At 72.1% G+C, this 14,268-nt stretch carries 15 protein-coding genes and 1 tRNA gene; 12 read left to right on the plus strand and 4 right to left on the minus strand.

Going from position 1 to position 14,268, the window contains the following annotated elements:
* Window positions 1–23: 23 nt before the first annotated feature.
* Window positions 24–683: a hypothetical protein gene (locus ACXVGS_RS16815; protein WP_458535107.1), complete on the minus strand. Its 660-nt coding sequence runs from the start codon at window positions 681–683 to the stop codon at window positions 24–26.
* A 27-nt stretch (window positions 684–710) separates the two neighbouring features.
* Complete coding sequence (locus ACXVGS_RS16820; protein ID WP_458535106.1) at window positions 711–1,634, minus strand: trypsin-like peptidase domain-containing protein; 924 nt, start codon at window positions 1,632–1,634, stop codon at window positions 711–713.
* A gap of 259 nt (window positions 1,635–1,893) precedes the next feature.
* Here ACXVGS_RS16820 and ACXVGS_RS16825 point away from each other — a divergent pair, with 259 nt between their 5' ends.
* The 9 genes from ACXVGS_RS16825 (at window position 1,894) to add (ending at window position 11,487) form a co-directional block, all read left to right on the plus strand.
* Window positions 1,894–2,502 carry a helix-turn-helix domain-containing protein gene (locus ACXVGS_RS16825; RefSeq protein WP_458537214.1) on the plus strand — a complete coding sequence of 203 codons (609 nt, stop codon included), beginning with the start codon at window positions 1,894–1,896 and terminating at the stop codon, window positions 2,500–2,502.
* Between the two features lie 166 nt (window positions 2,503–2,668).
* Complete coding sequence (locus ACXVGS_RS16830; RefSeq protein ID WP_458530824.1) at window positions 2,669–3,967, plus strand: MFS transporter; 1,299 nt, start codon at window positions 2,669–2,671, stop codon at window positions 3,965–3,967.
* Between the two features lie 10 nt (window positions 3,968–3,977).
* Entirely contained in the window at window positions 3,978–5,342 is a 1,365-nt protein-coding gene (locus ACXVGS_RS16835) for an FAD-dependent oxidoreductase (protein ID WP_458531521.1), read from the plus strand.
* Window positions 5,339–6,529, plus strand: a complete 1,191-nt coding sequence (locus tag ACXVGS_RS16840; RefSeq protein WP_458533845.1) for a CaiB/BaiF CoA transferase family protein — start codon at window positions 5,339–5,341, stop codon at window positions 6,527–6,529. The genes ACXVGS_RS16835 and ACXVGS_RS16840 overlap by 4 nt, the downstream gene beginning before the upstream one ends.
* Entirely contained in the window at window positions 6,526–7,320 is a 795-nt protein-coding gene (locus ACXVGS_RS16845) for an enoyl-CoA hydratase-related protein (protein WP_458531522.1), read from the plus strand. Before ACXVGS_RS16840 ends, ACXVGS_RS16845 begins: the two co-directional genes overlap by 4 nt.
* A gap of 34 nt (window positions 7,321–7,354) precedes the next feature.
* The gene (locus ACXVGS_RS16850; RefSeq protein ID WP_458537215.1) at window positions 7,355–8,257 is read left to right on the plus strand and encodes a dihydrodipicolinate synthase family protein; all 903 of its coding nucleotides are present in this window, start codon (window positions 7,355–7,357) and stop codon (window positions 8,255–8,257) included.
* Window positions 8,257–9,030, plus strand: coding sequence for an SDR family oxidoreductase (locus ACXVGS_RS16855; protein WP_458537216.1), 774 nt, complete (start codon window positions 8,257–8,259; stop codon window positions 9,028–9,030). The genes ACXVGS_RS16850 and ACXVGS_RS16855 overlap by 1 nt, the downstream gene beginning before the upstream one ends.
* 52 nt (window positions 9,031–9,082) lie before the next feature.
* Window positions 9,083–10,513 carry an aldehyde dehydrogenase family protein gene (locus ACXVGS_RS16860; protein WP_458537217.1) on the plus strand — a complete coding sequence of 477 codons (1,431 nt, stop codon included), beginning with the start codon at window positions 9,083–9,085 and terminating at the stop codon, window positions 10,511–10,513.
* On the plus strand, window positions 10,510–11,487 hold the full coding sequence (gene add, locus ACXVGS_RS16865; protein ID WP_458530817.1) for an adenosine deaminase: 978 nt from the start codon (window positions 10,510–10,512) through the stop codon (window positions 11,485–11,487). Before ACXVGS_RS16860 ends, add begins: the two co-directional genes overlap by 4 nt.
* Window positions 11,488–11,515: 28 nt before the next feature.
* Here add and ACXVGS_RS16870 read toward each other — a convergent pair whose 3' ends face one another.
* A complete protein-coding gene (locus ACXVGS_RS16870) occupies window positions 11,516–12,283 on the minus strand; it encodes a crotonase/enoyl-CoA hydratase family protein (RefSeq protein ID WP_458531526.1) in 768 nt (255 codons plus the stop codon).
* The gene (locus ACXVGS_RS16875; RefSeq protein ID WP_458537218.1) at window positions 12,280–12,984 is read right to left on the minus strand and encodes a class I SAM-dependent methyltransferase; all 705 of its coding nucleotides are present in this window, start codon (window positions 12,982–12,984) and stop codon (window positions 12,280–12,282) included. Before ACXVGS_RS16875 ends, ACXVGS_RS16870 begins: the two co-directional genes overlap by 4 nt.
* A 132-nt stretch (window positions 12,985–13,116) precedes the next feature.
* Between ACXVGS_RS16875 and ACXVGS_RS16880 the strand changes: the two genes are divergently transcribed.
* The 3 genes from ACXVGS_RS16880 (at window position 13,117) to ACXVGS_RS16890 (ending at window position 14,226) form a co-directional block, all read left to right on the plus strand.
* Window positions 13,117–13,623: a hypothetical protein gene (locus tag ACXVGS_RS16880; protein WP_458530814.1), complete on the plus strand. Its 507-nt coding sequence runs from the start codon at window positions 13,117–13,119 to the stop codon at window positions 13,621–13,623.
* Window positions 13,623–13,973 (plus strand): transcriptional regulator, encoded by a 351-nt coding sequence (locus ACXVGS_RS16885; RefSeq protein ID WP_458537219.1) that lies wholly within the window; start codon window positions 13,623–13,625, stop codon window positions 13,971–13,973. The genes ACXVGS_RS16880 and ACXVGS_RS16885 overlap by 1 nt, the downstream gene beginning before the upstream one ends.
* Before the next feature lie 166 nt (window positions 13,974–14,139).
* Window positions 14,140–14,226 (plus strand) — tRNA-Ser (locus ACXVGS_RS16890).
* Window positions 14,227–14,268 lie beyond the last annotated feature (42 nt).

Genomic DNA, 14,268 nt, shown 5'->3' on the forward strand with positions numbered 1-14,268 from the left:
CGCCGACCTCGGCGTGGGTCGGACTATCCGACGATCTTGTTGGCGGCCTGGCAGCTGACCTGGACCGCGTCGAGGGCAGAGATCACGCCCGAGTAGTCGTCGTAGGCCAGGTCGTGCAGGGCCGTGCTGACACCACCGAGGCAGGTCTTCAACGTCACGATCTGCCCGGACTGCACGTCGATCCGACCGTTCGCATCAGTCAGGCTCCGCTGGGCTCCCTGGAGGGCCGCCTGGCTCGCGGCAAGAGCCTTCGTCTTCGAGGCGAGGTTGCTCTGGGTGCTTGCCAGCTTCTGCTTCGTCTCCCCAAGCTGTGCCGTGGTGTCGGTCAGCTTCGCCTGGGTGTCGGACAAGAAGTGCTGTGTGGCAGTGAGGGCGCGACGCTTGCTCTCCAGGCCTGAGCGGAGGTGAAGGTCGTCGAGAACGCCCCAGGTGGCGGCCCCAAGGGCGACGAGACTGGCGGCCGTTGCCAACCACTTGCGACTTGAACGGCTGGCTCGCGCCTCTACCTGCGGGATGAGCGCCGAAGAGGGCATTGCCACCTGCTGGTCATGACCAGCACTCTCGAGTCGGTGGCCGCATCCGCCGCAGAACTGGCCGTTCGGAGGTGCGGCTGCGCCGCACGCAGGGCAGCCCGATCGCTGTGTCGAGGAGCCTCCCTCGACGCCGTCGTAGGTGACGCTCATGGTTCCTCCCAGCCTGTTTCGGTTCGCTCAGCAGACGGCGAGCCGGCTGCAGACGACAATGGACGGGATCGCAAAGGCGAGGTTCTCGGCGCTGTCGCCGACCATCTTCATGACCGACACACCCACGACGTCGCCAGCGCTGTCCACGACGGGGCCGCCGCTGTTCCCGGGGCTGATGGCGGCGGAGAACTGGATGTAGTCGCGGCCGTCCTGTTTGCGCAGGGCGGAGACGATCCCGCTGGAGACAGTTCCGTCCAGGCCGAGCGGGGAGCCGAAGGCCATGACTGCGTCTCCGACCGCCGGAGTCTGCTTGCTGACCTTGAGGCTCGGGAACGTTGCACCTACCTGGACGAGGGCGAGGTCGCTGCCTGCCGACACCCGGACGACGGTCCCGTCCCAGGTGCGCCCCTTCTGGTGGACCTTGACGGCCTTGCGGCCGTTCACCCAGTCGTCGGAGACCACATGGAAGTTGGTGACGAGTAGGGAGCGGCCGGCACCCGACTGGACCACGAAGCCGGACCCCAGTCCTCCGGAGACTTCGATCGTGAAGACCGACGCACTCACGCGGGACGCGACGGCCGCAGGTTCCTTCTGCTTGTTGCTCTCGACCGTGGCGCGAAGACTTCCGAGCTGACTCGTCAGCTTGAGTACCGCGGCTTGCTCGGCGGACAGCTGGTCCCGCAGCTGAGTCCGGCTCGCCGCCTCGGCGCGCACCCGCGCGGCGAGGGTTGCCGCGCTCTGCTCGGCCTGACGTCCCTGGATCACTGCTGCCGCCAGGGCCACACACGCGATCAGTAACGTGGCTACCGAGAGGGCAAGGATGGCCCTGCCCCGCGACAGGGTTGCGGGCTGATCAGCGGGGAGCGCGGTGCACCGTGGGCACAGGCCCTCGTGAAGCTCTGCGCCGCAGACGGTGCAGAAGCGCGACGTGACCGTCAACGTGTCCGACATGTCGCCCCCTTGGTCCCGACGCGCGACAAGCGGTGCCATCACGCGAACCCGAAACGTAGTCGCGTGTCTCGCTCGCCACGCCAGCACATGTCGAACATGGCCCACGGTTCGTCCGATGGGACTAGTTCGGGCCGGCGTGTGTCCGGCAGGTGACGGCGCCTTCACTATCGTGCAGGTTTTCAGAATCCTGAACTCAAACCCTTGACTGGGTGAAGACCTTCATTATGCTGAACGTCACAGCCCAGGAGAGGGAGTGACGATGTCGGACAGCGCGATGGACCCCGCGACGGCCGTCCCGGTTGCCTCGATGCTCGACGCCGTCGGCCTCCAGATCCGGGCCCTGCGCAAGGCCCGGGGACTGACCCTTGGCCAGCTCAGCGAGGCGGCCGGACTGAGCACCGGCATCGTCAGCCAGCTCGAGCGGGGGCTGGCCAACCCCTCGTTCGCCACGCTGGTCCAGCTGGCGCACGGCCTCGACATCCCCGTCGGGCGGCTGTTCAACGTGCAGGACCAGCTCCGGTCGCCGGTCGTCCGCAAGGACGAGCGCCGGCGGCTCGACGGGCACGGGGTGAGCACCGACGACGGCGGCCACTTCGAGCTCATGACCCCCGACCTCAACGGCGCCCTCGAGGTGACCTGGGTGGAGACCCCGCCCGGTTACGACACGAGCGCCACGCCCTACCGCCACAACGGTGAGGAGTTCGGGACCATCCTGACCGGGCGCAAGGACGTCTACCTCGACGGTGTGCGGCACGAGCTCGGCCCAGGCGACTCCATCCGTTACGCCTCAACGGTTCCCCACTGGTACGTCAACCCCGGCGAGGAACCCTGCACCGCCATCTGGGTGATCACCCCACCCACCTGGTGACGCCCGGCGCCTGACGCCGGCCGCACCGCCACACCACCAACAGCACCCCCGCGCCGCGACGCCATCCGTCGATGCCCCCTGCCCGGAACCGGGCCGGCATACCCGGAGGACGCCACGACGTCACCTTCCCCTACCCGGAAACGGGCCCAGACGGAAAGGCGGCATCATGACCGCGACTGTTGCGTCACCCGCCCTCGGCACGACCGAGGCCACCCCCACCACGCCCCGCAAGGCGATGCTCGGCCTCGGGCTGGGCAACACCCTCGAGTGGTACGACTGGATGCTCTTCGGCCTGCTCTCGGCCTCCCTCGGACCACACTTCTTCCCCGACAGCGACCCGGTCTCGGCGACGCTGAGCGCCCTGGCGGTGTTCGCGGTCGGCTTCGCGGTCAGACCCCTCGGCGGCGTGCTGCTCGGCACCGTCGCCGACCGCATCGGCCGCCGCCAGGTCATGCTCGTCTCGGTCGCCCTCATGGCGCTCACCACCCTGGTCATCGCGGCCTGCCCGACCTACGCCCAGATCGGCCCGTGGGCCGGCGTGATCCTGCTGGTCAGCCGCATCCTCCAGGGCGTCTCCACCGGCATCGAGGCGCCGCTGTCGACCTCCTACGCGGTGGAGATCTCGCCCAAGGGGCGGGAGGGCCGGGCCGCCGGATACATCAGCTTCTTCGTCTACATCGGCATCACCCTCGCCTCGCTGGTCAGCTTCCTCACCACGCTGGGCTTCGGCAAGGACGCCATGGGCGACTGGGCCTGGCGGGTGCCGTTCGTCGTCGGCGCGCTGATGGGCGTCACCGTCTTCTACCTGCGCCGCTCGCTGCCGGAGAGCCTGCACGAGGAGGAGCGTGAGGAGGCCACCACCGGCACCGTCTGGCGCGGCGTCGGCAAGCACTGGCTGGCCCTGCTCGCGACCATCTTCGTCGTCGGCGCCACCCAGGCCTACAACTACGCGTGGAACATCGGCCTGCCCAACCTGGCCCGCAGCAGCTTCGGGGAGGACCCCACCGGCGTCTTCGCCATCACCACCCTGCTCGGCGTGGTGCTCATCGTCGGCTCGCTGGTCACCGGCGCCCTCGCCGACCGGCACACCCTCTCGCGCACGTTCCTCGTGACCCGGCTGCTGTCCGTGCCCGCGGTCTTCCTCATGCTCCTCTACACCAAGCCCGGCCTGGCCGGCTTCGCCGCGGTCATCCTCGGCGGCTCGGTCGTCCTGGTGCTGAACATGACGCTCTACAACGTCGTGGCCACCTCGCTGATGCCGAAGCACTGCCGCGCCACCGGTGTGGCGCTCGGCTACGGCGTGGCCGTCGCCCTCTTCGGCGGCACCGCGTCATACCTGCTCGTCTGGCTGCAGCAGCAGCACCTGGCCTGGGTGTTCCCCGCCTACACGGCCGCCCTGTCCCTTGTCAGCATCGTGCTGTACCTGGCCGCCAAGCGGACCAGCGGCACCTTCGCCGGTGAATGAGGTTCCCCTGATGCAGTTCTCCGACCTGATGGTCTCGACCCAGGACCTGACCGCCCCGGTCGTCCGCCGCTCCGACGTCGTGGTGGTGGGCGGTGGTCCCGCCGGCGTCAGCGCCGCGGTGGCCGCCGCCCGCACCGGGGCGAGCGTCACGCTGCTGGAGCGGTATGCCGCGCTCGGGGGCCTCGCCTCCGGCGGCATGGTGCTGGTGCTGGACGACATGGTCAACGGCAGCGAGATCACCGTGACGGGGATCGTGTCCGAGTACGTCGAGCGGATGGCCAAGCTCGGCCTGGCCGTGTTCCCGCCGGAGCAGGAGCGCTACTCCTCCACGCAGATGTGGAACAAGTGGGGCCGCTGGGGTGCCTTCGACTTCCACTCGCACACCAACCCCAAGCCGATCTGCTACGCCGTGGCGTTCGACCCCGACGGCTGGAAGCGGGTCTCCAACGACCTGGTCCGCGAGGCCGGGGTCAACCTGCGGCTGCACTCGTGGTTCTCCCGGCCGGTCGTCGACGACGGCGTGCTCAAGGGCGTGGTCTGCGAGACCAAGCAGGGCCCTCAGGCGGTGCTCGGCGACGTCGTCATCGACACCACCGGCGACATCGACGTGGCCTCCCGGGCCGGCGCGGACTTCGCCCAGGACACCTACCTGACCACGCTGGTGTTCCGCCTCGGCGGGGTCGACACCGACGCGGCCGAGGAGTTCGAGCAGCAGAACCCGCGCGAGGCCCGGGCGATCAACCGCAAGATCAAGCGGATGCTCGGCGGTGCGTGGGAGCTGTGGTGGCTCAAGACCCCGGTGCCGGGCGTGGTGTGGTGCAACTGCCCGCACCTGACCGGCTACGACGGCACCGACCCCGAGTCGCTGACCGAGGCCGAGTTCGACGCGCGGGCCCGGATCAGCGAGGCCGTGGACTACGTGCGAGCGCACCTGCCCGGCTTCGAGCGCTGCTACCTCGTCGACGTGGCCGAGCAGATGGGCGTCCGCCAGACGCGGCTGCTGCAGGGCGAGTACGTCGTCACCAAGGACGACATCACCACCCGGCGCCACTTCGCCGACACCGTCGCCCGCGGCCGCGACTACTACACCCCGTACCGCGCGCTGCTGCCGCGGCAGGTCGACCAGCTGCTCGTCGCCGGCCGGCACTACTCGGCCACCCCCGACGCCCAGCGGATGTCGCGGGAGATCCCGCCCTGCATGGCGATGGGGCAGGCCGCGGGCGTGGCCGCCGGGCTCGCGGTGGATGCTGGGGTCACGGTGCGCGAGGTCGACCCGCGCCAGATCCAGCGCCGCATGCGCGACCAGGGAGCTGACCCCGGTGACACCCCCGCACCGAACGCAACCCTCGACGAGCCCTCGGAGGTCGTGGCATGAGCGCCACCGCCCTGCCCCTTGCCGGAGTCACGGTCATCGACTTCACCCAGGTCTACATGGGGCCGAGCTGCACCCAGCTGCTCGGCGACTACGGCGCCGACGTCATCAAGGTCGAGCGCCCCGGCGTCGGCGACCTGTCCCGCAGCTCGATCCCCGACCGGGACGGCCTGGACAACCCGATCTTCCTGTCCATCAACCGCAACAAGCGCAGCGTCTCGGTGGACACGCGCACCCCCGAGGGCAAGGAGGTGATCCTGCGCCTGGTGCGCGACGCCGACGTCGTGGTGAGCAACTTCCGCTCCGGGGTCATGGAGCGGCTCGGCTTCGGCTACGAGGCGCTGCGCGAGGTCAACCCGCGGATCATCTGGGCCTCCGGCACCGGCTTCGGTGAGGAGGGGCCCTACAGCCACAAGGGCGGTCAGGACGTCATCGCCCAGGCGTACTCGGGGGTGATGTGGCGCCGCGAGTCCGAGGACCTGCCGCTGTCGGTCTACCCGACCACGCTGGCCGACTACACCACCGGCATGCACCTGCTGCAGGGCATCCTGCTGGCGCTCATCTCGCGCAACACCACCGGCGAGGGCCAGCGGGTCGACGTGACGATGTACGACTCGATGCTGCACATGCAGATGCAGGAAGCCACGATGCAGCTCAACCGCGGCTACGAGATCAACTGGGCCTCGATGCCGCTGTCGGGGGTGTTCGAGACCACCGACGGCGCGGTGTGCATGGTCGGGGCGTTCAAGGAGAACCCGCTGCGCGACATCTCCCGGGCGCTCGAGCTGGACGAGGACCTCTCGCAGCGACCCGAGTTCGCCACCCAGGAGGAGCTGTTCCAGCGCCGGCCGCAGGTGCAGGCGATCTTCCGGGAGCGGTTCCGGACCAACACCACGGACTACTGGGTCAAGGCGCTGGAGGACCAGGACATCCTCTGCGCGCCGGTGCGCACCCTGGTCGACGCGCTCGAGGACGAGCAGACGCTCGTTAACCAGATGGTGCTGGAGATGCAGCACCCGGCGGCCGGCGCGGTCCGCACCCTGGCCGCGCCGATCCGGCTGTCCTCCACCCCCTTCGGCGTGCGCCACGTGCCGCCACGCCTCGGTGAGCACAACGCCGAGGTGCTGCGGGAGCACGGGTACGACGACGAGGCGATCGCCGCCCTCGTCGAGGCGGGGGTGTTGCGGTGAGCGGGGTCGTCGACGAGGTCAGGGTCGAGCTCGACAAGGGCGTCGCCCGAGTCACCATCGACCGCCCGGCAGTGATGAACGCCGTCGATGCGCGCACCCACGCCCGCCTCAACGAGGTCTGGGCCGCCATCGAGGCCGACCCGCAGGTGCGCGTGGTGGTCATCACCGGCGCCGGGGAGCGTGCGTTCTGCGTCGGCGCCGACATGTCCGCCGCCGCGGTGGACAAGACGGGCCTGCAGTACTGGGCCGGGCTCGACCCCAATGGCTTCGGCGGGCTGAGCCTGCGCACCACCCTGGACGTGCCGGTCATCGCCCGCGTCAACGGCTATGCCCTCGGTGGCGGCATGGAGATGGTGCTCGGCTGCGACATCGTCGTGGCCGACGAACGCGCCCAGTTCGGGCTCACCGAGCCGAGGGTCGGGCGCCTGGCCCTGGACGGCGGGATCACCCAGCTCGTCCGGCGGGTCCCGCACACCCAGGCGATGGGCCTGCTGCTGACCGGCCGCCGTGCCCCGGCCGCCGAGCTGCACCGCATGGGGCTGGTCAACGAGGTCGCCCCCGCCGGGGAGCTCGACGCCGCGGTCGACCGCTGGGTGGCCCACATCCTCGCGTGCGCCCCCACGTCGGTGCGCGCGGTCAAGCAGATGGTGCAGCGCACCGGCCACCTCACCGCGCAGGAGGCCCGCGCCGTGCAGCTGCCCGCGCTGATGGCAGCGCTCGACAGCGAGGACAGCGCCGAGGGTGTGCGCGCCTTCCAGGAGAAGCGGCCACCGGTCTGGCCCGGCCGCTGACCACCGCAGAACCCTTCCCGCGAAAGGACTTCCGATGCACCCCGCACCCCTGGAGCCCGGCGTCTGGGGCGTGGTCGCCACGCCGTTCTCCGGCTCCACGCTGGCCGTCGACGAGACCAGCCTGGCCCGCCTGGTCGAGCGCTACGAGCGCGCCGGCGTCACCGGCCTGACCGTCCTCGGCGTCTTCGGCGAGGCCGCGTCCCTCGACACGCAGGAGCGGCGCGCGGTCCTGGAGACCGTCGCCGACACCGTGGACCTGCCCCTGGTCGTCGGCGCCACGTCGCTGGCCACCGCGCCCGTCATCGAGGAGGTCCGCCTCGCCCAGGAGGTGCTCGGCGACCGCCTCGCCGGCGCCATGGTGCAGGTCAGCTCGCCTGACCCCGAGGTCCTCTCGGCGCACCTGCGCGCTGTCCACGAGGCCACCGGCGCCGGGATCGTCGTGCAGGACTACCCGCTGGTCAGCGGTGTCAGCGTCCGGGCCGACGTCCTGGCCCGGACGCTGGAGCCGCTGCCGTTCGTCGTGGCCGTGAAGGCGGAGGCGCCACCGACCCCGCCGGCGGTCGCGACGCTGACCCAGGCACTCGGCGTACCGGTCTTCGGCGGCCTCGGCGGGCAGGGCCTGCTCGACGAGCTGGCCGCCGGCTCGGCCGGGGCGATGACCGGGTTCTCCTTCCCCGAGGGGCTGCTCGCCTGCGTCCGCGCGTGGCGCGAGGGCGGCTACGAGACGGCGCGCGAGGAGTGGCTGGGTTACCTGCCGCTGGTGAACTTCGAGCAGCAGGTGCGGATCGCGCTCGCGGTGCGCAAGGAGTGCCTGCGCCAGCGCGGGCTGATCCTCGAGTCGGGGGTGCGCGCCCCGGCCGCCTCGATGCCGGCGTCCCTGCTCGACCAGCTCAAGCGGCACCTGGCCGCCGTGCCGCAGCCGGTGGGGGTGCGCTGATGCACCTGGGTCTGTCCGGCCGCACCGCCGTCGTCGGCGCCTCGACCGGCGGTCTCGGGGAGGCCGTTGCCCGGGCGCTGGCCGCCGAGGGCGCCAACGTCGTCATCTCCGGCCGCCGGGGGCAGCGTGCGGCGCAGATCGCCGCCGGGCTGCCCAGCGCGGTCGGAGTCGAGGTGGACCTGCTCGCCCCGGACGGGCCCGACCAGCTGTATGCCGCGGCCGTCGCCGCCTTCGGTGCCGTGGACGTCCTCGTGCTCAATGGCCCCGGTCCACGGCCGGGCACCGCGGCCGAGGTGAGCGGCGAGGACGTGGCGCAGGCGGTCGACACGCTGGTGCGCCCGCACCAGCGGCTCGTGCAGCTTGCGCTGCCCGGGATGCGCGAGCGGCGCTGGGGCCGGGTCCTGGCCATCGGCTCCAGCGGGATTACCTCCCCGCTGCCCAACCTGGCCCTGTCCAACCTCGGGCGTGCGGCGCTCGCGGGCTACCTCAAGACCCTGGCCGCCGAGACCGCCGCCGACGGGGTGACGGTCAACCTGCTGCTGCCGGGGCGGATCGCCACCGACCGGGTGGCCTCCCTCGACGCGGCAGCAGCGCAGCGCTCCGGCCGCACCGTGGAGGAGGTCGAGGAGCATTCCAGGGCGGCGATCCCGGCCGGCCGGTACGGGCGGCCCGACGAGTTCGGCGCGGTCGGCGCCTTCCTGTGCAGCGACCTGGCCTCCTACGTCACCGGCACCGCGCTGCGCTGCGACGGCGGCCTCGTCCGCACCCTCTGACCAACTGACCGTTGACCGACGCCCGGCGCGCCCGGGCAGGACGGAGCACACCATGACCACCACCGTGCACAACCTCATCGACGGGCAGTGGGTCGGCGACCCGCAGGCCGAGCGCCGCAACCCCGCCCGCCCGGAGGAGCTCGTCAGCGTCGCGCCGTCGAGCGGGACCGACGCGGTCGACGCCGCGCTGGTCGCGGCCGGCCAGGCGCAGCGGGCATGGGCGGCCACCCCCGCGCCGACCCGCGGGGCCATCCTGCTCGACGCGGCCGACCTGCTCCGCAGCCGGCAGGCGGACGTCGCCCGCGACCTGGTCCGGGAGGAGGGCAAGACGCTGGCCGAGGGCATGGGCGAGGTCCGCCGGGCCATCGACGTGCTGCGCTACTTCGGCTCCCAGGGCTGGCGGCACGGTGGCGACGTGCTGCCCAGCGCCGTGCCCGGCACCACCGTGTTCACGCGCGCGGAGCCGATCGGCGTGGCCGCCCTCATCACCCCGTGGAACTTCCCGATCGCGATCCCGGCGTGGAAGATGGCGCCCGCGCTCATCAGCGGCAATGCCGTCGTGCTCAAGCCCGCCGAGCTGACCCCCGTCTCGGCCAGCCACCTGGCCACCGCGCTGACCGACGCCGGCCTGCCCGGCGGCGTGCTCAACGTGGTCCACGGCAAGGGCTCGGTGGTGGGGGACGCCTTGGCCCGCGACCCGCGCGTGGGCGCGCTGTCCTTCACCGGGTCGACCGCGGTCGGTCTCGGTCTGCACGAGCTGCTCCACGCCCGCCGGGCCCGGGTGCAGCTGGAGATGGGCGGCAAGAACGCCTACCTCGTCCTCGACGACGCCGACCCCGTCGCGGCGGCGCGGGTCGTGGCGGCCGGCGCGTTCGGCCTGACCGGCCAGGCGTGCACGGCGACGTCACGCGTCTACTGCACCCCCGGCATACACGAGGCGTTCGTGGCGGCCGTGGCCAAGGAGGCCGAGGGGTTCGTCCCCGGCGACGGCCTCGACCCGGCCACGACCATGGGCCCGGTGGTCAGCGTGGCCCAGCTGGCGACGGACGTGGCCGCCGTGGAGCGGGCCCGCCAGCAGGGCGCGACCGTGGTGGCCGGTGGGGCCGAGCCCGAGGGACAGCTGTTCGCCCCGACGGTGCTGACCGGCGTCGCCCACGACGCGGACGTCGTGCGCAAGGAGGTCTTCGGTCCGGTGGTCGCGGTCATCGAGGTCGCCGACTACGACGAGGGCCTGGCCCGGGTCAACGACTCCGACTACGGCCTCACCGCCGGCATCTGCACCGGCAGCCTCGCCGCCGCGCACCACTTCGCCGAGCACGCGGCGGTCGGCGTGGTGAAGGTCAACCGGCCCACGAGCGGGCTCGACCTCAACGTGCCGTTCGGCGGGGTGAAGGACTCCTCGTCCAACACCTTCCGCGAGCAGGGGCCGACGGCGACGGAGTTCTACACCTGGAGCAAGACGGTCTACCTGGGCTTCGAGTGACCGACCTCCTCGCCCTCCCCAAGGCCGAGCTGCACCTGCACCTCGAGGGGGCGATCCGGGCGGACACTGCGGCGGAGCTGGCGGCGCGTCATGGCGTGCCGGCTCCGCCGACCGGGCCGTTCGCCGGGCTCGGGGACTTCGTGGTCGCCTACGAACGCGCGCGCGACCTCATCGGCAGCCTGGAGGACCTGCACCGGGTCGCCCGCGAGCTCGTCGAGGACGCCGCCGCCCAGGGCGTCGTCTGGACCGAGGTGCACCTGATCCCCCCGACGTATGCCGGCCGGCTGGGTCCGGGGGAGGCCGTGCTGGAGGCGGTTCTGGACGGGCTGCGCGCCGGGTCCTCGGCTGAGTCCGCGGCGGGTGTCATCGTCGGGGTGAACCGTGGCCTGCCGGTGGACGCGGCCGAGCGGTCGCTGCGGCTGGCCCTGCTCCACGCCGATGACGGGGTCGTGGGCCTCGGGCTGGCCGGGGACGAGGCGAACCACCCCGCCGAGGCGTTCGAGGACGTCTTCGCCCGGGGCCGGGCGGCGGGGCTGCCGGCGCTGCCGCATGCCGGCGAAGGTGCCGGCGCCCAGAGCGTGCGGGCCTGCGTGGAGCGGCTCGGCGCCCGGCGGGTCAACCACGGGGTGCGGGCGGTCGAGGACCCGGCCGTGATCGATCTGCTCGACCGTCGCCAGGTGTGCTTGGACGTGTGCCCCGCCTCGAACGTCCTGCTCGGGGTGGTCGACGCGCTGGAGCAGCACCCACTGCCGGCGCTGCTCGCGGCCGGCGTGCCGGTGACGCTGGGCAGCGACTGCCCGCTGTTCTGCGGCACGGGGGTGCTGGGGGAATACGCCCGGGTGCAGGACTGGCTGGGCCTGTCGCGGGTCGAGGTGGCGCGGATCGCCGAGACCTCGCTGCGCTTCAGTGCGGTCCCGGCCGATCGGCTGGCCCCGGCGCTGGAGCGGCTGTCGGCCTGGGTGGGTGAGGGCTGAGCTGCCTCACCCTCGGCGCGTGGGTGCGTCAGTCGGCGGGGGCGCCGTGCCGCCCGGCGCCTCCGGCGAACCGGCGGGCTCCCGCCAGGGTCTCCTCGGTGAGGGCGAACTGGCCGTGCCGCCACTCGTTGGCGATGGCCTCGTCCAGGTCCAGGCTGTGCTGCTCCAGGGCGGAGAGCCGGTCGTGCCGCAGGCAGGTCTGCGGAAGCGCCGCCAGCTCACGGGCCAGCTGCTGTGCCGCGGCCAGCGCCTGACCGGCCGGCGCCAGCCGGTTGACCAGCCCCATCTGCAGGGCCTCCCGGGCGTCGACGCGGCGGCCGGTCAGGATCAGGTCCAGCGCGTGGCTCTGCCCGATCAGCCGGGGGAGGCGCACGGTGCCGCCGTCGATGAGGGGCACTCCCCAGCGCCGGCAGTAGACGCCGAACACCGCGCCGGGGTCGGCGACGCGCAGGTCGCACCACAGCGCGAGCTCCAGGCCACCGGCCACCGCGTGCCCCTCGATGGCCGCGACCACCGGCTTGGACACGGTCAGCCGGGTCGGCCCCATGCCACCCGGCCCCTCCCCCGGCGCGGCCGGCAGTGGCGCGCCCCCGGCGACGGCCTTGAGGTCCGCCCCCGAGCAGAACGTCCCGCCCGCACCGGTGAGCACCGCCACCGACTGACCCGGGTCGGCGTCGAACTCCTGGAACACGGCCGTCAGCTCCGCGGCGTGCTCGGCGTCGACCGCGTTGCGCACCTCGGGCCGGTCGAGGACGACAGTGGTCACGGCACCATCGCTGCTGACCCTGATGCTCATGCGCCCTCCTCAGGGGCGGCCGATCGGGCCTGCACCCAGGTGCGGTCCGGGGTGAGGTAGTGGTCGACGACCAGTCCCGCATCCCGCAGCGCCTGCTCGAACGCGTCGATGCTCAGCGGCCGGGACCGGAAGGTGTGGGTCCACCGGGCGTCGGGGAAGACGTACTCCACCTCCACCGACCGCACCCCGTCGCCGACGTCGACGGAGGACAGCACCCGGACCACGCCGTCGCCCCGCCGCGTCTCGCGCGGGACCTGGTCGTGCCAGTCCGAGCCCTCGCGCTGCACCAGCACGCAGCCGTCGTCGGCGACGTGCCGCCGGCATGTCTCCAGCAGGCACTGCCGGACCCGCGGGTCGCCGGCATGGACCAGGAACGACGCGAGCAGCACGACGTCGAAGCGATCAGCCAGGTCGAGCGTCTCGATGGGGCTGGCCACGGTGCGGGCACCGTGGATGCGTTCCAGCATCGCGGGGGACTCGTCGACCGCCGTGACCTCGAAGCCGCGCTCCAGCAGCGCGTGGGTCATCCGGCCTGCCCCCGACCCCAGCTCCAGCAGCCGGGCCGGAGGAGAGGCAGCGGCGGCGATGACGTCCGGCTCGTCCCCGACCGGCAGCCGGGCGTACAGCTCGACGGCGCAGCCGTCCGGCGTGATGTCCCCGGGTCCGGTCCCGCGGTAGCCCTCACGGGCCTGTGCCTGCACGTCGCCATGCAACCGGCTCACCCGGGGCCGTGCAACACGCGGCTCAGCATGGGATCAACTTTCCTGTCGGGAAAATACCTGCTACTTTCTCAACAGGAAAGTAACAGTGCTTCTCAGGGGGTGTGAGGGTCGATGGAGTCCGACGACAAGCACGACAGGAACCTCGTCGGTCGGCAGGCGGTGACGCCGACCGATGCGCAAGCCGCGCTCGAGGACATCCGCAGACGGCAGGAGCAGTCCGGTGTGGCCGAACTGCGGTTCTGCCTGTCCCGTTCCTCCCTCCTGACGGCGGCGCTGCTGCTGTTCGTCTCCTTTGCGTCCTTCGACCTGCCCAATCCCTGGGGTGGTGCGGTGCTGGTCCCGGGGCTGCTGCTGGTGGCCCTGATGGTGATTCGCCACGCGCAGGGCGCGCCGGTCCGCAACGGGCTGGGAGCCGGAGCCGCGCTGGTGGGGCTGGCCTGCGGGATCACCGTGTTCGGGGCGTTCCGGGGGCTGGCTGGGGCGCTCTCCTCGGGCGGGGTGCCGACACCTCATCTCATCGCCGCCACGGTCGTGGTCGGGGCCTGCCTGCTGGTGGCGCCCCGTGCTCGCATGGCCGCCGAGGCACGGCTGCGACGCCGGGCGGAGCGACGGTACTGATGGACGCCGACTTCGATGCGTTCCTGCACCCGGCCCCACGGCTGACGATCGTCGCCCTGCTGGCGCCCGCGGGGTGGACCGAGTTCGGATTCATCCGGGACGCGATCGACACGAGTGACTCCGCCCTGTCCAAGCAGCTGTCGGCACTCGCGGCCGAGGGATATGTCGAGGTGCGAAAGCAGGTGGGTGTGGGCGTCCGGCGCACCCTCGCACGGCTCACGCCGCAGGGGAGGGAGGCGTTCGCGCGGCACGCTGCGGCGCTGGAGCGGATCGCGGCGACGGCGCGGACCGCGCGACCGACCGACGCGTTGTCCGGACAGGACCGACGGCCCCAGCTTCCGGTGGACTGAGTGGGTCGATGCCATGCATCGATGCCGCGCTGATCGAGGACCGTGCAACACTTCTCCCCGGCGCCAGCGCCTTCGCCCCTGCGGAGGGGGCCGGTGCCAATCCTGCGGGATCTTCGTGGGACGGCCAGCCCGGTGGGCTGGAACTTCCCAGCGAAGCCGCAGGTCAGGAGGGCTCGCATAGTGGCCTAGTGCGGCGGTCTTGAAAACCGCTATGTCGGCAACGGCATCGTGGGTTCGAATCCCACGCCCTCCGCCTCGACAGACCCACGACGACGGCCCCGACCCCATCGGTCCG

The sequence above is a fragment of the Oryzihumus sp. genome, from assembly GCF_054325275.1.